General features: G+C 39.5%; 20 protein-coding genes and 1 other RNA gene. 4 read left to right on the forward strand and 17 right to left on the reverse strand.

Annotated features, from left to right (window positions below; genetic code table 11):
* Nucleotides 1-74 precede the first annotated feature (74 nt).
* The 3 genes from IGJ99_RS08930 to IGJ99_RS08940 are packed head-to-tail and all read right to left on the reverse strand — an operon-like array spanning nucleotide 75 to nucleotide 2,564.
* On the reverse strand, nucleotides 75-1,517 hold the full coding sequence (locus tag IGJ99_RS08930; protein WP_019722958.1) for a sensor histidine kinase: 1,443 nt from the start codon (nucleotides 1,515-1,517) through the stop codon (nucleotides 75-77).
* Nucleotides 1,517-2,233, reverse strand: a complete 717-nt coding sequence (locus IGJ99_RS08935) for a response regulator transcription factor (RefSeq protein WP_010735098.1) — start codon at nucleotides 2,231-2,233, stop codon at nucleotides 1,517-1,519. The genes IGJ99_RS08930 and IGJ99_RS08935 overlap by 1 nt, the downstream gene beginning before the upstream one ends.
* The gene (locus IGJ99_RS08940) at nucleotides 2,214-2,564 is read right to left on the reverse strand and encodes an SdpI family protein (protein WP_010735097.1); all 351 of its coding nucleotides are present in this window, start codon (nucleotides 2,562-2,564) and stop codon (nucleotides 2,214-2,216) included. Before IGJ99_RS08940 ends, IGJ99_RS08935 begins: the two co-directional genes overlap by 20 nt.
* 142 nt (nucleotides 2,565-2,706) lie before the next feature.
* Here IGJ99_RS08940 and IGJ99_RS08945 point away from each other — a divergent pair, with 142 nt between their 5' ends.
* Nucleotides 2,707-3,480, forward strand: coding sequence for a Cof-type HAD-IIB family hydrolase (locus IGJ99_RS08945; RefSeq protein ID WP_010735096.1), 774 nt, complete (start codon nucleotides 2,707-2,709; stop codon nucleotides 3,478-3,480).
* A 293-nt stretch (nucleotides 3,481-3,773) separates the two neighbouring features.
* Here the strand turns inward: IGJ99_RS08945 and IGJ99_RS08950 are convergent, their stop codons facing one another.
* The 10 genes from IGJ99_RS08950 to IGJ99_RS08995 form a co-directional block, all read right to left on the reverse strand.
* Nucleotides 3,774-5,168: an oxaloacetate decarboxylase subunit alpha gene (locus tag IGJ99_RS08950; protein ID WP_438770764.1), complete on the reverse strand. Its 1,395-nt coding sequence runs from the start codon at nucleotides 5,166-5,168 to the stop codon at nucleotides 3,774-3,776.
* On the reverse strand, nucleotides 5,169-5,708 hold the full coding sequence (gene citX / locus IGJ99_RS08955) for a citrate lyase holo-[acyl-carrier protein] synthase (protein WP_023519909.1): 540 nt from the start codon (nucleotides 5,706-5,708) through the stop codon (nucleotides 5,169-5,171).
* Nucleotides 5,701-7,233, reverse strand: a complete 1,533-nt coding sequence (citF, locus tag IGJ99_RS08960) for a citrate lyase subunit alpha (RefSeq protein WP_194179982.1) — start codon at nucleotides 7,231-7,233, stop codon at nucleotides 5,701-5,703. Before citF ends, citX begins: the two co-directional genes overlap by 8 nt.
* 2 nt (nucleotides 7,234-7,235) lie before the next feature.
* Nucleotides 7,236-8,123 (reverse strand): citrate (pro-3S)-lyase subunit beta, encoded by an 888-nt coding sequence (citE, locus tag IGJ99_RS08965; protein WP_244062864.1) that lies wholly within the window; start codon nucleotides 8,121-8,123, stop codon nucleotides 7,236-7,238.
* Nucleotides 8,111-8,419, reverse strand: a complete 309-nt coding sequence (citD, locus tag IGJ99_RS08970) for a citrate lyase acyl carrier protein (RefSeq protein ID WP_010735091.1) — start codon at nucleotides 8,417-8,419, stop codon at nucleotides 8,111-8,113. Before citD ends, citE begins: the two co-directional genes overlap by 13 nt.
* Nucleotides 8,416-9,426 (reverse strand): [citrate (pro-3S)-lyase] ligase, encoded by a 1,011-nt coding sequence (gene citC / locus IGJ99_RS08975; RefSeq protein ID WP_438770765.1) that lies wholly within the window; start codon nucleotides 9,424-9,426, stop codon nucleotides 8,416-8,418. The genes citD and citC overlap by 4 nt, the downstream gene beginning before the upstream one ends.
* 16 nt (nucleotides 9,427-9,442) lie before the next feature.
* Nucleotides 9,443-9,568 (reverse strand): OadG-related small transporter subunit, encoded by a 126-nt coding sequence (locus IGJ99_RS08980; protein ID WP_010735089.1) that lies wholly within the window; start codon nucleotides 9,566-9,568, stop codon nucleotides 9,443-9,445.
* Nucleotides 9,569-9,583: 15 nt separating this feature from the next.
* Nucleotides 9,584-10,699, reverse strand: a complete 1,116-nt coding sequence (locus IGJ99_RS08985; RefSeq protein WP_195513555.1) for a sodium ion-translocating decarboxylase subunit beta — start codon at nucleotides 10,697-10,699, stop codon at nucleotides 9,584-9,586.
* Between the two features lie 72 nt (nucleotides 10,700-10,771).
* Nucleotides 10,772-11,167, reverse strand: coding sequence for an acetyl-CoA carboxylase biotin carboxyl carrier protein subunit (locus IGJ99_RS08990; RefSeq protein WP_023519913.1), 396 nt, complete (start codon nucleotides 11,165-11,167; stop codon nucleotides 10,772-10,774).
* Between the two features lie 19 nt (nucleotides 11,168-11,186).
* A complete protein-coding gene (locus tag IGJ99_RS08995; protein WP_023519914.1) occupies nucleotides 11,187-11,507 on the reverse strand; it encodes a hypothetical protein in 321 nt (106 codons plus the stop codon).
* Nucleotides 11,508-11,906: 399 nt separating this feature from the next.
* Between IGJ99_RS08995 and IGJ99_RS09000 the strand changes: the two genes are divergently transcribed.
* The 3 genes from IGJ99_RS09000 (at nucleotide 11,907) to citG (ending at nucleotide 15,082) form a co-directional block, all read left to right on the forward strand.
* Complete coding sequence (locus IGJ99_RS09000; RefSeq protein ID WP_244062862.1) at nucleotides 11,907-13,253, forward strand: CitMHS family transporter; 1,347 nt, start codon at nucleotides 11,907-11,909, stop codon at nucleotides 13,251-13,253.
* 244 nt (nucleotides 13,254-13,497) lie between these two features.
* Complete coding sequence (locus tag IGJ99_RS09005) at nucleotides 13,498-14,193, forward strand: GntR family transcriptional regulator (protein WP_010735084.1); 696 nt, start codon at nucleotides 13,498-13,500, stop codon at nucleotides 14,191-14,193.
* Nucleotides 14,186-15,082: a triphosphoribosyl-dephospho-CoA synthase CitG gene (citG, locus tag IGJ99_RS09010; RefSeq protein WP_153829725.1), complete on the forward strand. Its 897-nt coding sequence runs from the start codon at nucleotides 14,186-14,188 to the stop codon at nucleotides 15,080-15,082. The genes IGJ99_RS09005 and citG overlap by 8 nt, the downstream gene beginning before the upstream one ends.
* Here the strand turns inward: citG and IGJ99_RS09015 are convergent.
* The 4 genes from IGJ99_RS09015 to IGJ99_RS09030 all read right to left on the reverse strand — a co-directional run bounded on the left by IGJ99_RS09015 (nucleotide 15,037) and on the right by IGJ99_RS09030 (nucleotide 17,612).
* Complete coding sequence (locus tag IGJ99_RS09015) at nucleotides 15,037-15,765, reverse strand: response regulator transcription factor (RefSeq protein WP_153829724.1); 729 nt, start codon at nucleotides 15,763-15,765, stop codon at nucleotides 15,037-15,039. The two genes, citG and IGJ99_RS09015, sit on opposite strands and share 46 nt — an antisense overlap.
* Nucleotides 15,766-16,069: 304 nt before the next feature.
* Nucleotides 16,070-16,437, reverse strand: a transfer-messenger RNA (tmRNA) gene (ssrA, locus tag IGJ99_RS09020).
* Nucleotides 16,438-16,664: 227 nt separating this feature from the next.
* Nucleotides 16,665-16,952, reverse strand: a complete 288-nt coding sequence (locus tag IGJ99_RS09025; RefSeq protein WP_023519920.1) for a putative quinol monooxygenase — start codon at nucleotides 16,950-16,952, stop codon at nucleotides 16,665-16,667.
* Between the two features lie 21 nt (nucleotides 16,953-16,973).
* The gene (locus IGJ99_RS09030; RefSeq protein ID WP_010735080.1) at nucleotides 16,974-17,612 is read right to left on the reverse strand and encodes a nitroreductase family protein; all 639 of its coding nucleotides are present in this window, start codon (nucleotides 17,610-17,612) and stop codon (nucleotides 16,974-16,976) included.
* Nucleotides 17,613-17,627 lie beyond the last annotated feature (15 nt).

A 17,627-nucleotide genomic window follows, 5' to 3' on the forward strand; every position in this document is an offset into this window, starting at 1 on the left:
GTGCTTGTTGATCTTCATAAAAAAACCGTTAAAACAAGATAGAAGCCTTGTTTTAACGGTTTTTGATTTAGTTATCATTCGATTTCAACATCTGGTAATTTTACAGTAAATGTCGTTCCTTTTCCTAACTCACTTGTTACGTCGAGTTTTCCTTTATGCAATCGAACTAATTGTTGAACGATCGGTAACCCTAAGCCGGATTCGCCATATTTTGTATTTTTTCTAGATGGATCAACTTTGTAATAGCGATCCCATATGCTTTTCATTTGTTGTTCTGACATACCAATACCAGTATCGGTCACTTTGATGATCGTTTCAAGATAACCTTTTTCTAATGTGACTGTGATCGTTCCATTTTCAGTGAATTGGATCGCATTTTGAATAATGTTGACCATGATCTGTACAAACCGATCATAATCAGCGTATACGTCTAATTGTTCAGGTGCTTCTAAAATCAATTGATTACCCGCAGCTTCTGCTTTTGCTTCCAATTGAGCAACAATGTTTTTTAACGTTTCTGTCCCATCAAATTTTTTGATGACCATACTGATTTGATTCGTTCTGATTTTTTCATAATCTAGATTCTCATTGACTAGACGAATCAAACGTTCAGTTTCATTTTTCATTAATTTAATGGCATTTTCCCGTTGGTTTTCTGGGATGGCATTATACTCTAAGCCTTCTAACAAGCCATTGATGGTTGTTAAAGGGGTCCGCATTTCATGGGAAGCATCTGCCATGAATTGTCTGCGCCGATTCTCTTGTTCCTCGATTTCTGCTCGTGATTCTTTCAGTGAGTTAGTCATCTTATTGAAATCATCTGCTAATTCATCAAATTCATCTTTGTCATTTACAGGTAATTGCACATCGAAGTTGCCATTCGTGACTTCTTTTGTAGCATTTCTCAAACGATTGATCCGTTTGACTTGGAAAGCCGCAAAGGCATAGCTTGCGATGATTGCAATGATACTTGAGAAGATGAAGCCTTTGAAGAGATTCAAGGTGACTGATCGCACGCTATTGTCGATGTTTCTGGCTGGTTGGCTTACAACTAATCCCCCATAAAACTCATGATTCAAGTTGAAAGGAACCAAAGCATAGGATGTGGCTTGATTCTCTCCTGAGATATTTTTATTTGAAGTAAACTTGACTTGGCGACCGCTTCTCAAACTTTCCCATTGATCTGCTGTAATCGTAAAATTCAAGTAAACCCCAGCAGTTGGATAAATCACTCGCTCATATTTATCAATAAAGATAAAATTGACATTTTGTTCAGTTAATACTTGTTCAGTCAGTTCCAACGCATTTTGGAATGCTTGATCTTGATTGAATTGAGGAAACGTATCCGCAAAGGTTTGGGTCGTTTTCTCCACCGACTCGGCATAACCAAAAAGTTGTTGGTAATTATTTTCTTCGATGGTCTGCTTGGTCAATTGCGTAAAAGAAATACCGACGATCAAGATGATCATCGCGATCATCCCACAAAATGCCAGTAATTGTTGGTATAAATAGCGCATCAGGCAACACCTGAATCATCAAATTTATAGCCTACTCCCCAAACGGTCTGGATCACTTGTGGGCCTACTTTCTCGATTTTTTGACGCAATTTTTTGATATGGGCGTCGACGGTTCGTTCATCACCAAAATATTGATAATCCCAAACGAGTTCCAATAACTGTTCTCTTGAAAACACTTGTCTTGGTTTTTTTGCTAATGTAAATAAAAGATCAAATTCTTTTGGTGTCAATCCATCGATCGGTTGGTTATTCAAGTAGGCTTCACGCGTTTTCGTATTCATCTTGAAGTGATCGGTTTGGATGTCAAAATTTTGATCAGATAATGGATTTTCTTCTTTTGTTTCTACCAATTCGCTACGACGGTGTAATGCCTTCATACGTGCAATCAATGTCAAGGGACTAAAAGGTTTAGTGACATAGTCATCAGCTCCCATCTCTAAACCGATCACTTGATCACTTTCAGAATCTCGGGCGGTCAACATGATGATTGGTACTGTACTAGAAACTTTTCGGATTTCTCGTCCAACCATCATGCCATCCATTGTCGGAAGATTAAGATCCAACGTGACCATATCCCAATGTTGCGGATTCTCTAAAAACGCATCTAATCCTTCTTTTCCGTCGTATTTGAAGGTTGCTTCCCATCCTTCATTCAAAAAAAACATCTGCATCATTTCAGATACGGATTGATTATCTTCAATCATTAAAATGTTCATGCTCGTCTCCTCCATTTATCAAATCGTAAGTTTGTAATTTTTTTTCTGTTAATATAAAAATCGGCATGATCGGAAACACTAAGACCAACATTTCAATAATAAAAAAATTGGTATGTCCTGTGATTTTTAATCCGTAGCCGATCAAGGTCATCAATAATCCGAAAATCAAGAAATATTTTCCGCTTGTTCGTTGGGCAATCCGCCAATGTTCGTCGGATCTTGTGGCACGTTCTGAATGATAACCATAGAAAGGTAAATTACCTTTAGAAGGCAAAATTAAAAATAAGAGCCCTATCAAGGTCAAAAAAAGACCAACTGTTAAAAAAATCATGATTTCACTCTCCAATCTCTGTCTATAGTATACTCTAAAATGGTTGCTGAACCAATAAGTTCAGTAATTCTTCACGAAACGTTTGTCTTTTGTTCATTCTTTGATAAGATAAAGATAGTCAAATGAAAAAGGAGTTTTATTTGTGACAAACTATCAAGCAATCACATTTTTCGATCTCGATGGAACTTTATTAGATGGACATTCTAAAATAACTCCTGAGATCGCCGCAGCAATCCAAGTATTAAAAGAGAATGATATCCTACCTGTTATCGCTACTGGACGGACAGAAATGGAAATCAAACAAATCATGCGTGATGCGGGTATTACTTCCGCTGTAACAATGAATGGTTCTTGCATTAGCGTAGAGGGAGAAGAAATTTATTCTGTACGCTTTTCTAAAGAAGAATGTCAAAAAATGCGTGACCATATCGAAGAGCAAGGTCATGCCCTTTGTTTTTATAATAGAGAGAACATTTGGAGTACTCATCACACAGAGACCATGAGAAAAGCTTATGGCTTTATCCATTCAGATGTGCCACCAATCGATCCTTCCGCTTTTCAGGATCATCCGATCAATATGTTGCTGATTCTTTCCGAATCAGGTGATGAATATTATCATGAACGTTTCCCAGACATGACTTTTTACCGCAATAGTCCTTATTCGATTGATACGGTCAGAAAGGGTATTTCAAAAGGTGCAGGCGTCAAACACTTAAAAGAAACGTTACAATTGGAAAATGTTCCGACTTTTGGTTTTGGTGACGGACCGAACGATTTTGCCTTACTCGAAGCTTGCGATCACAAAATCGCAATGGGCAATGCCTATGATGAGTTAAAAGAACTTGCAACCTTCATTACGAAGAAAAATACCGAAGGCGGGATCGTTCACGCATTGAAGCATTTTGAATTGATTTGATTGTGGAACTGCTTAAACATGACAAAACAAAATAGCCGTCACTTTAACAGAGGACGACTATTTCTACTATACCGAATGAAATTTTTGGCGCCTTTTTTAGCGGCGCTTTCCAAAGGGACTGTTCAAGCAGTTCCTTTTTTATTGTTAATCTCGCCCAAGACTGAGGATTCAGACATCGCCCCTAAGTCCATGAGTAGGGAATTTTATCTACTCAACATCTCTAAAATGACATATATCCACCTTTATTTTACTATCTCTCAACTGCGGCTAAAAACCGAATCCTTGTTTTGACATCAGTCCATGTCGATCATCACTTCAACCGTTTGCAGTGGTACGTCATAGAAGCGGTCTTCGCGACGCCCTAAGAAATCTTTGGCTTGTTGAGGGAACAAGGCATAGCTTAAAAGATCTTCTGGTGATTTTGCATACTCACTGATTTCTTTTTTGAGTAGCGACAATTGAGGTGCTAGTAAATCTGCGGGTCGTTCCTGGATCACTTGTTCATCACCAATGATTGTTTGTTGGATGGCTTCAGCGATTGGTGCTGGAGGACGGCCGTACAACCCTCGAACATATTCTTTGATTTCAGTTGGGACGAGTTTATATCGCTCACCAGAAAGTACATTCATCAGCGCTTGCGTTCCTACCATTTGGGACAACGGAGTAACGAGTGGCGGAAAGCCAAGATCTGCTCGAACTTTTGGCACTTCTGCTAATACTTCTTCATATCTCTCTTGTAATCCTTGTTCCGTCAACTGACTTAATAAATTAGATAACATACCGCCAGGCACTTGATAAATCAATGTTTTAGGTTCAATGTCCTTGACTTTAGGATTTAACATCCCTTCTTCGCGAAAACAATCTCTGATCGGATTGAAGTATTCTGCTATTTTTGTTACTTTTTTCATATCTAGCCCTGTCTCATAGCCCATTTCTTCAAGCACCAAAGCCATTGATTCAGTTGCAGGCTGACTCGTTCCACCCGCAAAAGAAGAGATAGCCGTATCGATGATGTCCGCCCCTGCTTCAACTGCTTTTAAATAGGTCATTTCAGCGATCCCACTTGTTGCATGGGTATGGACTTCTAATGGTAATGGAACAGCATCTTTGATTCGACTGATCAATTTGTAACCCGTTTGCGGGGTCAATACGCCCGCCATATCTTTGATACATAACGAATCTGCTCCAGTATCCGCCATTTCTTTTGCTAACCTTACAAAATAATCGATCGTATGGATCTCACTCGTCGTATAAGAAATAGCTGTTTGGCAATGACCACCAGCTTCTTTAGCTGTCACAATAGCAGTCTGTAAATTTCGGACATCATTCAATGCGTCAAACACACGAATACTATCAATGCCATTCTTGATCGATTTCTCGACAAATTCTTTGACTACATCATCTGCGTAATTTTTGTACCCAAGGAGGTTTTGTCCTCGAAGCAACATTTGTAGCTTTGTTTGTTTGACTTGTGAACGAATCATACGCAAACGCTCCCATGGATCTTCATTTAAGAAACGTAAGCACGCATCAAAGGTAGCGCCACCCCACATCTCTAATGAATGGTAGCCTGCTTGATCCATTGTTTTCAGGATTGGCAACATGTCTACTGTACTCATTCTTGTGGCAATCAAGCTTTGTTGCCCATCACGCAAAACGGTTTCCATCATTTGGATTTTTTTTGCCATTTACTTCCTTCCTTTCTCAACAAGTTGCTGGATATGTGTGCGTATCATTTGAAGGGAATGTTTCTGTTCGCGACTACAAACTTTGGCTACTTCGTTACACACGTAACATGTCCGTTGGTTATATCCCAGCATCTCGCGACTCAACTGCTGCATCTTTCCTTCTTCCCAAAAAAGTACATCAAGATCAACTAATCGACCATAGGGGCATGTTTCTTCGAGTTCGATCATGCGCTTTTTTAGTAGCTCTTTTCTTAAAGGAAGAAGCAAAAAATACTCGTAACCTGTTTTTTTCTTACGGTACAACTGGACCAATGGAGTGACTTCTGAAACACATTCTTCTATAGCTTCGACCACTATATGAAAGACTTGTGCGATTTCTTCTGACGTTTTGACAGGACCTGGTATATTCGTAGTTGCTGAAAGCAACACATGTTGTGGATTTGCTACCAATAATTTTCTTTGTCTTTTAGCACGGGCCTCTCTTGCGATAAGGATCTCTTCATGCGTCACAATTGGTCCATTGAATAATTTGCTACACATTTTTGACCACGTCGATCAATGTGCCATCGCGATATTCCACCAAGGCAACGATTTTTTCGCCATACTGGATGGCTGAAGGCTCGCCAACGATGGCATATGCTTTTTGTTTAAGCTCGTCAATCGTATATTGCGGTATATCTACACCCTTAAAATACTCGATCAGATCTTGACGTTCAGGATTGATGGCGATACCTACTTCCGTAACTAAGACATCAATGCTAGTTCCGGGAGTCACAACCGTATTGACATGATCAACAACAGTGGGTATCCGTCCACGAACGAGTGGCGTGATCACCAGGCTCATTTTACAACCCATGCTTGTATCTGGATGCCCGCCAACAGCTCCACGAATCACTCCATCTGAACCAGTCATGACATTGACATTGTAAGCCGTATCGATTTCTAGCGCAGACACAATGGCTGTATCTAGCTGATTTACCATAGCACCTTTACTTGCTGGAGAAGCATACATACTTGCATCTATTTCATAATGTTGGTTGTTTTCACCTAAAGAAATCGCAGATAAATGATCGAAATCCTGGACATCAATAATCTTTTCTACTAAACCTTCCTCCAGTAATTCCACCATCGCATTTGTAATTCCACCTAAAACAAAACTAGCAGTCATTTGGTCTTTCAACATTGCTTCGCGTAAAAAACGGGTAACTGCCAGTGCCGCACCACCTGTGCCAGTTTGAAAGGAGAATCCCTGTTGATAATAAGGCGAATGAGTGATAACTTTTGCTGCATACTCTGCGATCAAAAGTTCTTTAGGATTTTTAGTAAAGCGTGTCGCACCTTTGGCAATGCCTTCGGGATCACCTATCGCTTCCACTTCTACAACATAATCGACATCCGTCTGTGCAATACTGATTGGGATATTAGGAAAAGAAACTAATGTATCTGTGAGGATGACCACTTGATCCGCATATTTTGCATCGACCATGGCATAACCTAGTGATCCGCAAATGGCCTTTCCAGTGGTTCCATTGGCATTTCCATATTCATCTGAACTCGTCGCCCCTAAAAAAGCGACATCAATATGCAGATCACCGGATGCAATTGCTCGCGCTCGTCCACCATGGGAACGAATGATTACTGGTTTTTCCATGATTCCTTGCGAGATCGCTGCACCTACTTTATCCCGCAAACCGCTTGTGGTAATTCCTGTCACAACGCCATTTTTTATATGATCAATCAAAGGTTCATGGACATTTGCGATTGAACTTGGTGCGATCGTGATATCTTTGATTCCTAACGAGGCAATCTCTTCCATGACCTTATTAAGTACAAAGTCTCCTTCACGGAAATGATGATGAAAAGAAATCGTCATTCCATCTTTCAGCCCTGTTTTTTCAATGGCTTCTTTGAGACTTCCCACTATTTTTTTCTCATTTGATCGGACAGGATGGATGTTTCTACTGGCTTCCTTGTATGGTTCAATATGGTCCAACTCACCTTCGTACAGACGATGAGCAACTGTTGCTGTTTGTGGAATCTCTTTGCCAACTTTATTTACAACCATTTCTAGATCTCCTCCTCTCTGATCAACTTCGCTGCTTTTGCAAGAGCAATCACTCTTTCTGCTCGCTCGACGATTGGTTTGTCCACCATCTTGCCATTCACAGAAATCACGCCTGAACCTTTTGCTTCCGCTTCTTGGATACCCCAGATCACTTCTTTCGCTGCTTGGATCTCTTTTTCTGTTGGTTCATAAATAGCATGGACTAATGGAATCTGACGTGGGTTGATCACTGATTTCCCATCAAAGCCTAGTTGCTTGATCAGACGAACTTCTGTTTGAAATCCCTCAAGATTTTCAACATCTGAATAGACAGTATCGATTGCTGCAATACCAGCAGCTCTGGCTGAATGAAGGATCATATTTCGGGCAAAAGACAATTCTTGCCCATCTGGGTATCGTTGGGTTTTCATATTGGTCACATAATCTTCGGCACCTAACGCGATGCCAACTAACCGTTTGGAAGCTTTAGCGATTTCTCTTGCATTCAATACCCCTTCTGCAGATTCGATCGCTGCCATCATTTTTGTGGTTCCCATTGGGATTTGATAGGTTTCTTCCACTGAAGTGATGACCTGATCAACCTCGATGATGTCTTGTGCGGTTTCTGTTTTTGGCAAGCGAATGACATCGATCCCTGCTAATACCATTGCCTCAATGTCTTGGTCACCCCCAGCCGTCAATGCGTTGATTCGAACGACCGTTTCTACTTTGCTATAGTGAAATGTTTTTAATGCCATATGAACGAGCAAGCGTGCCGAATCTTTTTCTTTTAAGGATACGGCGTCTTCCAAATCAAACATGAGTGAATCTGCACCGTATAATGGCGCATCTCTCAGCATCGCTGCATTTGCACCAGGGACAAACATCATCGTTCTCCTTAAACATTCCATGAATTGATCTCCTTCCAATCATAGCGCTCTTGCTTTCCAGCTCGATGGACTGCTGTAATCGTCCTTGCCTGGATCGTGCAATCAAGCGCACCTTTATCGACAGCTGTTACTTTGGCGGCTTCAATGCCTAACTGTTGAAGGGTGTCCATAATGACTTTTCTGATTTGGTGACCAAATTGTTTTTCGACATTGCTTGTCAAGGAAAGTTCAATGCCTTTTTCTATCTTTGGATCGATCGTGATCATGATATCACTGGATTCAATTGTTCCAGCCACTGCACTTTGATAAATTTTCACTTCCTGTCACCTCTATTACGTTTATGATTTTTGATATAGTTATAAGTCGAAGCAGGCAAATACGCTTGTAATGTCTGCAAGTCATCTTCTTGTAAGGCTTTTCGGACTTTTGTTGCACTGATTGCTACTCTTTTGATACGTTTGCGTGGTAGGACGATCAAAGAAAGCGATTCTCCAAATACCTTTTTCAACGTTTCATTATAGATTTCAGTTATCTTAGAGTAGGGTTCTTCACCGACAAACCGATTTTCAATTTTAAGTATCGGTGCGATTTTTTCTTTAAAAAGTAGCGCATCCAAAGTACCTTGCGCTTTTGCCGCTTCTTCTGTAGCATGTTCCTTTAAAAAATAGGCAGGAAATGTGGCGGAAGAAATCAGATAATCTTCAGTCGGCAAAATCGTGACATTTTTTACATGCGCGACCCCTTGCTTGACCATTTCGAACCGTTCAGAAAAGGAAAATTCTGAACAATCTTCTGAAAGGATAAAAAGGTAGACTTGGTCTGCTTGTTTGGCTGCGCACTCCACCAAGTACTGATGTCCTTTTGTAAAAGGATTGGCATTCATCACAATCCCACAGCCTGTACCTTTTTTCTTTTTTGCCTTCAACATGTCAAGATAATCTTGAAAGTCAGGTGTACCTTGTTCCATAAACAATATGGTTTCAGTGGCAATGATCTTTTTAAATCCCATAGCATGAAAAATGGAGTGATTACTAGGATCTGTGTAGACAAAGAAATGCCTTTTGTTTTCTTCGGATAAATGATCAATTAATTGCTGAACGAGCTTCGTCAACAAATTTTCTGATTGGAAATCTTTCGCAACAGCCAAATATTTTAAAATATTACGCTCATAAGAACCGGTGGCAATCAGCTGCTCTTCTTGATAGATCCCAACGGTATAGTCAACCTTTTCATTCAATGTGAGACCGGATTTTTCGATCAGCTTCAGCCATTGTTGATAGACTTGAGCGTCCTTTTCCAACCATAATCTTTTGATTGTATACATGTACAAGACCTTCTTTTTATTTTCTTACTGGAAACAAGCGACTCAATAGCATCGAGGCAAGATAAATGATCAAGATAACAACGAATACGCCACCCCATCCTAAAACTAGTAGTTCAAGAGATTTGATTAACTCTGCTGACATCGTTTTTCTCCTTTCTTATACCAATAAGGCGAGCAATAAGCCGCCGGCAATCACTGAAGCAATCTGACCAGATACATTGGCTCCAGCTGCGTGCATCAAAATAAAGTTCTGTGGGTCTTCTTCTGTTGCCATTTTCTGAATGACGCGACTAGACATTGGAAAAGCAGAGATTCCTGCTGCTCCGATCATTGGATTGATTTTCTTTTTTCGGAATAAATTTAATAATTTAGCAAACAATACTCCACCGATCGAGTCCATAATGAAAGCAACCAGCCCTAGACCGATAACCATCAACGTATCGATCTGTAAAAATTCTTCATACTGCATTTTGACCGAAATGGCGATCCCTAATAATATGCTGATGAGATTGACTAACTCATTCTGAGCAGTGATCGACAAACGATCCAATACCCCACATTCTCGTAACAAATTTCCAAACATCAAAAACCCAACAAGTGGCAGAGAGACAGGCGCAATCAAACCAGCGACGACTGAAATAACTAAAGGAAAAAGGATTTTTGCTGTTTGCGACACTTCCCCTGCACGATAATTCATTCGAATACGTCGCTCTTTTTTAGTCGTCACAGCTTTGATCGCAACTGGCTGAATGATTGGCACGAGGGCCATATACGAATAGGCAGCCACCATGATGGCACCCATATATTTCGAATTCAACGTGTTCGCGACAAAAATGGAAGTTGGTCCATCCGCTGCTCCGATGATGCCAATAGAAGCTGCATCATTCAAATCAAAACCTAATAGGATCGCTACGATGATCGTAAAGAAAATCCCAAATTGTGCGGCGGCTCCAAAAAGTAATAAAAATGGATTTTGTAACAAGGGACCGAAATCGATCATTGCACCAATACCAATGAATAATAAGAGCGGAAATAGCTCCGTCGTAATCCCCATATCAAACAAAATTTGGAACGCGCCGGCCTCACCACCGGCACTCAGCACACCTGAATTAGGGAAATTAACTAAGATCGTACCTAACCCCATCGGTACGAGTAACGTTGGTTCATATTCTTTTTTTATCCCAAGGTACATGAGGACTCCGCCAATCACCATCATCACGATGCGTCCCGGCTCTTGCCCCATGCCAATAACTCCTTCAATAAGTGTTTCCACAGATGTCACTTCCTTTTACTTAATACTGAATACCAAGAGTCACCAAAATGACTCTACTCTCAAAGCGAACATTTAACTAATCGTGATAAGTGGATCACCAGGATTCACCATTTCTCCTTGACTGATATGGATTCCAGTCACTTGACCAGCTTTTCCAGCAACGATTTCATTTTCCATTTTCATCGCTTCTAAAATCATCAAAGGTTGATTGATTTCCACTACCTCCCCAACTGTAACTAATAAACGAGAAATCGTGCCTGGCATCGGCGAAGTCATCGCATCCGCTCCCGCTCCGACTGAGGATTTCGTTTCTGGTACAGTTGTTGAGACCTCTGATGGTATGACCGCTTCAACTGGTGTAGATCGTTCTGGTGTTGGAACTGGATTCGTTTGCGGACTTCCACCGATTTCTTCCATTTCCACTAAATATTCTTTTCCATCAATTGAGATTTTGAATTTCCGCAACATTTTTTCTCCTCCAAAACATTTATTTTTTGGCTATTTTTCGTATAATAAACTGACTATTTGGATTGACTCCCGCTGCTACACCTGTAGCAATCAGTGAAACCAAAATTGCTTCCGGATTTCTCTGCTTGATTTTTTTGATAATGAATCGACTCTCCGGATCATATTCTGCTGCTAAACTTGCAGCTACCACGCTGACAAGCTGAATATCAGCTGGCGCAGCATCAATATATGCAGGAACCGGTTTCATTTTTTCTGGCTTTTCATTGTCTCTTTCTACTATTGTGGGATTGGGCTTCACTGCTGGTTGTTGCTTCTTTCTTCGTTTTGTAAACAGCCACATACTTCTTGCTCCTTTCTTCTTTTCTGTCCTTATTTTTATTATAGGATGATTCAACCAATTATGTTTTCCAAACTGATATAAGATTGTTTTTTTGTTGTTTCTTTTTCTTGAATCAGGCAAAAAAAGCAATACAAACATTGATATAAAAGCTTTTTCCAATGAATTAATGTTCTGTTAAGGTACTATTAAGCATTCGATAAGATTAGGTAGACCAAATTGTTTTTTTCATGTTCTTTTTTCTTACTTCATCTATCTTCCCTTTAAAATATTGCTTATCCTAGAGTCGTCAAGGAGGCGTCAATTTTAGAAACACACAACTCTTTCTGTCCTAAGAATAATTTTCTACCCATCTAATTTTGATACCGCTTACAAACAATGCAATCAGAAAAGGAGAAGCGTATGTTACTAACCGTTTTATCTTATGCAATGATCATTATCTTCATGTATGTCATCATGAAAAAGAAAATGTCCCCTTTTACTTCCCTTGTGGTTATTCCACTTTTATTTACCTTAATTGCAATGATTTCTGGTGCTTCAAAGAAAGGAAATATTGGCGATTTTGTATTAGAAGGCATCAAAACAACTTCAAATACAGGAATCATGCTATTATTTGCCATTTTATATTTTTCAATCATGTTAGACGCTGGTCTATTTGATCCAATCACTAAAAAAATGATTTATTTTGCCAAAGGCGATCCGATGAAAGTTTTAATGGCAACTGCGATCGTTGCCGCAACCGTTTCGCTGAATGGCGATGGGACAACGACTACGTTGATTTGCTGTTCCGCTTTTATTCCTATCTATAAAAAATTAAACATGAAAATGATGAACTTAGGGGTATTGATCATTCTTCAAAATACCATCATGAATCTATTACCTTGGGGTGGACCGACCGCTCGAGCGATGGCAGTATTGGAAGTCGATGCGGATATCTTGTCTTACCTAGCTCCTGGAATGATCTTGTCTTTGCTTTATGTCATTTTTTTCGTTGCACGCCGGATGGGAAAACAAGAACGTGACCGTTTAGGTATTACCCAATTATCAAATGAGGAAATTGAAGAAATCACTAAAATCACCGATCCTGAAACAGTCAAAATGCGCTGTCCTAAAAATTTTGTATTCAATGGGATACTCACGATCGTGTTGATTGCCTGGTTGGTTGCAAGCTCGTTTATCTCTTCGATTGCCTTACCACCTCTTTTATTATTTTTAATAGGAACATGCATTGCCTTAATGGTCAATTACCCTAATCTAAAAGATCAATCCGCCCGTATTGGTGCAAATGGTGGCGATGCAGTGCAAGTCGTGATTTTAGTTTTTGCAGCAGGAGTTTTCATGGGGCTTTTCCAAGGTTCCGGTATGGCTGAAGCACTCGCGAATAGCTTTACTTATCTCATTCCAAAACAACTAGCAGGATTCTGGGGATTAGTCATTGCGTTGATTTCAGCGCCCGGTACTTTCTTTATTTCAAATGACGGTTTTTATTTCGGTGTATTACCCGTTTTAGCAGAAGCCGGACATACCTATGGCTTTACGAATATGCAAATGGCTCTCGCCTCTTTGATGGGTCAAGCCTTCCATTTGCTCAGTCCTTTAGTCGCTTTTATCTATCTTTTGTTACGTTTGACCGGATTGGATATGGGGAAATGGCAACGAGAAGCTGGAAAATATGCCTTGGGTATTTTTACTATTTTTGTCGTCACAATTATTCTTTTTGGCTATATGCCATTTTATATTTCCCAATAAAAACAACCGTCTAAAGTAGATGTCCACTCTGAGAAGTGCTCCGTAATAGTAGAAAACAATTGATCCTCTCTTTTTCGATGTTACGGAACAATTTCTCAGAGATTTCCAGACGGACACTTTATTCCGATTTGTAAAATAAAAGTCACTCACATTTTAGTCATTTCTCATGAGGCGAAGGATAAAGCATGATAGACTTATTCATTGACTTAGTTTTTTATAGCAAAAGTAGAAATGGGGAGAAGAAATGAACAAGGTTGTTGAAGCATTACGTAAAAATTTGGACCTCACACAAAATAAGACATTGAATGTGCTTATTTATGAAGCGTTTCGTAAAACGATCATTCTTGGCGATATCCCTGCCAATACGCGGATCAACGAAAAAGTCTTAGCCGAAGAATTGAATATCAGCCGTACACCTATTCGCTTAGCAATGAAACAATTAGTCAATGAAAAATTGGTTGAACACGTACCCAAAATCGGCATCGTCGTCAAAGGTATCCGCATAAAAGACGCTTACGAAATCTATGATATCCGTAAATCTTTAGATACACTTGCCACGATCAAAGCAATGAATCAGATGACAAAAGAAGATTTCATTGAGCTGAAAGAACTATTATTACGAGGCGAAAGCTATAATCAAGCAGATCAAACAGAAAAAGTCTTGCAAAATTTTTCGGACTTCAATACGTTCATCTATGAAAAAAGCCAAATGCTCCGTTTAAAATCCATTGTCTTAGAGTTACAAGCTTACCTCGTTTATTTTCGCGATATCGCCATTCGTTCATCCAGACGCAGGGATAAAGCCCTTGAAGAACATTGGCTGATCTATCGCGGGATGCAAACAAAAAATGCAGAACAAATCACTTTGATCACCCACGAGCATTTAGATCGTTCATTACAATTTATTTTAGCTGAAATGGAGCGTAGAAAAATTGACTGACTACAAACTGATCGGTACGATCGCACAGGCTGCACAGCATGCTTTGTTTTACGAAGTAGCATTAAGTCCAAAACCAGGATTAGTCGATCCTATTTCAAATGGTGCGCATACAGATATGGATTTTCAGACTTTTCAAATAAGTATCCAAACCTTAACACCTTTTTTTCAAAAATATATCGCATTAGGTCTTACCCATAAAGGAAACACGAAATCATTATTTGAACAGCTAAGGCAGACTGGATATCAAGCAGAGCAAGCAATGCTTGACGCAACAAATGACATCAACACACATAAAGGAGCGAATTTTTCGTTTGCTGTCATCTTGGGCGCGATCGGTTGGCACATGCAACAGTGCTTTATCCAAAGACTTCCATTAAACGCCAAACAGACGGAGCAAATTTTAAAGCTTACCGGAGAACTGACCCATGATTTGATCAAAGAGGATTTTCATGATTTAGCGCGGAAGACACAGCGTACACATGGGGAAGAGCTTTTTTTGGTGCATGGTATTTCAGGTATTCGTGGCGAAGCTGCTCAGTGTTATCCCAGTCTTGCTTCCATTCTTCTTCCCTACTTACGTTCAGCAAACTATCATGCGCCCGATGAAGTCTTTCTACGTGCCTTGGTTTTATTGATGAGCGAAATCGAAGACGGGAATATACTTCACCGAGGCGGTATTCAGGAGTGGCAAAAAGTACAACAAGAGACAAAAAAAATTCATCAAGCAAAGCTTCCACGGAAGCAGCTACTTGATGAATTAACGATCTATGATCAACGATTGACCAAACGCAATCTAAGTCCTGGTGGTGCAGCAGATTTACTTTCATTAGGTATTTTTTTCGCTCAATTAGAAGGATTACTTTCTTTACCAGAGGGTAAGAAAATATAACCAAGTCCTCTAACCGTTCTGAGGTACTGGACATTTTTTGGATCATCTTCGATTTTGTTTCGTAAGTGATTGATAAAAACCATAATGGTATTGGCATCCAGCTCACTGTCATTCCAAACACTTTGATAAATTTGTTCCTTTGAAAAAACCTGTTCGGGATTTTCTATAAAGAATTGCATCAGCTTGATTTTTTTTGAAGACAACTCAATGGATTTGCCTTTTTTATATAAACGATAAAGCGCTTTGTCAAAGCAAAAATCACCTATACTGATTTTATTTTTTTTGCACTTTGTCGTTTGTTCTTTAAGTACCTTGTGTCTGTCCAAAATAGCGAGAACTTGCGCCTTTAGCAGTGTCGGATTGAATGGTTTAGTGATGTAATAATCTGCTCCCATCTCCAATCCAGTGATAATTTCAATCTCATTTTGTTGTTCGGTAAAAAAAACGATGGGAGAAAGACTGTCTTGCTCTCGGATGAGTTGAACAATATGGTAGCCATCTGTTTGATGGGCTAAACGAATATCTAAGAGATATAGATCAAAAGTCACTCTAGACATGATATCCAGTGTTTTTTCGACGCAATCACTTTGATAGATCAATACACCAGCTGGTTGTAAGGCCTTCCAAATCATTCTTCTAAATGTTAGATCTTCATCGATCGCCAATATCTTCTCATTTCTCATTTTCTTTCCTCCTGCCTAGAGCATCCATAGGTTAAAAAATACACTATGACCTGTATTTTACTTATTCAAGTAAAAAAAGTAATTGATCATAATATCACAATTCATCCTCCAACTCTATTATACGCAAAGAAACGGTGATTTTCCGACTTCAAAAAAGAAAATACAATATAAAAACATTTTTGACCTGGATTTTGACCTAGATAAATTTTCATAAAAGCAAGAACAACTGAAAACTGAAAACTAAAAACGCTAAAATCCTTCATAAAAAGGATTCTAGCGTTCAGCTAAATCGTGTGATTTCTCCGAATGGAGACGGCGGGAGTCGAACCCGCGTCCAAACACATCGCCACTTAAAAATCTACGTTCATAGTCAACTCATTTAGAGGTTCGCTTTACAGCTTGCCGAGTGACAGGCATTCTGTATCGCTAGTCTGATGTTCTCTTTTTCAACTTACAGACGGAAAGTTGAAACGTATCCCACTAAAGTTAGGACCCTTACTCGAGCACATGGGCGATGCCGAGAGGATCTACGCTAACTGTTTTTAGGCAGCTAAAGCGTAAGAGTTGTTTTCGTTTTTAGCAGTTATATTTAACTGTAACGTTTTAGCGTAGACGTAACCTACGAAACGCAATTCAAGCTCGAACTGTGCCTGTCGAATCCGTAACGTCCCCTTAATAAAATGGGTTACGGTATTTTCAAGATACTTACATAATATACCATATATGTAGTTTTTTTTCAATATGGTTGTTTGCTTTTCGAGTAGATGCTTCACTTCTTGAGCGAAGCAAGAAAGGTCTTAGGGATGAATAGACATCAGACTTTTCTTGCTCCCTCTTAAAGTGAACGTTCTTTCTACTTTAGCTGCTTCGATCGCAAAAGAACGTGTCAGCGAATCCTTTTAAGCAAGTGTTTTCGCGACATTCAATTCTGTTTCTTTTTCTGCATATTCAGGCATATTTTTGAACAATTGTTGCAACAATGGACTTTGGTTATGTCCTTCGATTGCTTGTTCGTCACGCCAGTTTTCAACCATCACAAAGACATTTACTTGTTCCGTTGACTCATACAATTGATAACTCAAGCAGCCATCTTCTTTTCTAGTCGCTTCGATCAATTGTGTCGCTTCTTCTAAAAATTCAGCGCGTTTTGCTTCTTTGATGGTAAATTTTGCATTGATGATGATCATTCGTCCGTCTCCTTTTTCTTTCTATTTGAAAGAAGTGATTTTTTCTGAAGCTAAACGAACAGATTCGTAGCCTTGATCGACTGCTTTACCAACTGACAAGATCATTACAGGGACATAACGTTCTTTGTCCAAATCGAAAGCTTCGGCTAATTGGTCTGCTTCAAATCCGCCGATTGGATTTGTATCATATCCATGGCTACGTGCAGTTAACATAAATTGCATAGCTGCTAAGCTTGAATCGATCTTCACTACGTCATTCATTTGTTCACGTGTGAAATTTTTGTAATAAGGAATGATCGCTGCTAGTTGTTCGTCACGAACTTCTGCTGGCATTTTGCCTTCTTCCACAGCTTGATCATAGATTTCTTCTCCGTATTCATAGCAATTCATATCACCAAAAATCAAGACCATGGCAGATGATGTATCATTTTGTTTTGTGTTGAAACGGATCAATGGTTTCAATTTCGCTTTTGCTTCTTCGCTTTCAACTACTACAAAGCGCCAAGGTTGTAGATTCACAGAAGATGGTGCTGTTGTTGCTTCTTGGATCATTTCCAACATTTCTTCATGAGGGATTTTCACATTTTCATCGTACACACGGATTGATTTTCTGCCAAAGACGATATCAGAAAAATCATTGTTTGCTAGAGTTTTATTCATTACTTAACCGCTTCT

It is taken from the genome of Enterococcus sp. AZ095b (genome assembly GCF_051714725.1).
Classification (GTDB): Bacteria; Bacillota; Bacilli; order Lactobacillales; family Enterococcaceae; genus Enterococcus_B; species Enterococcus_B pernyi.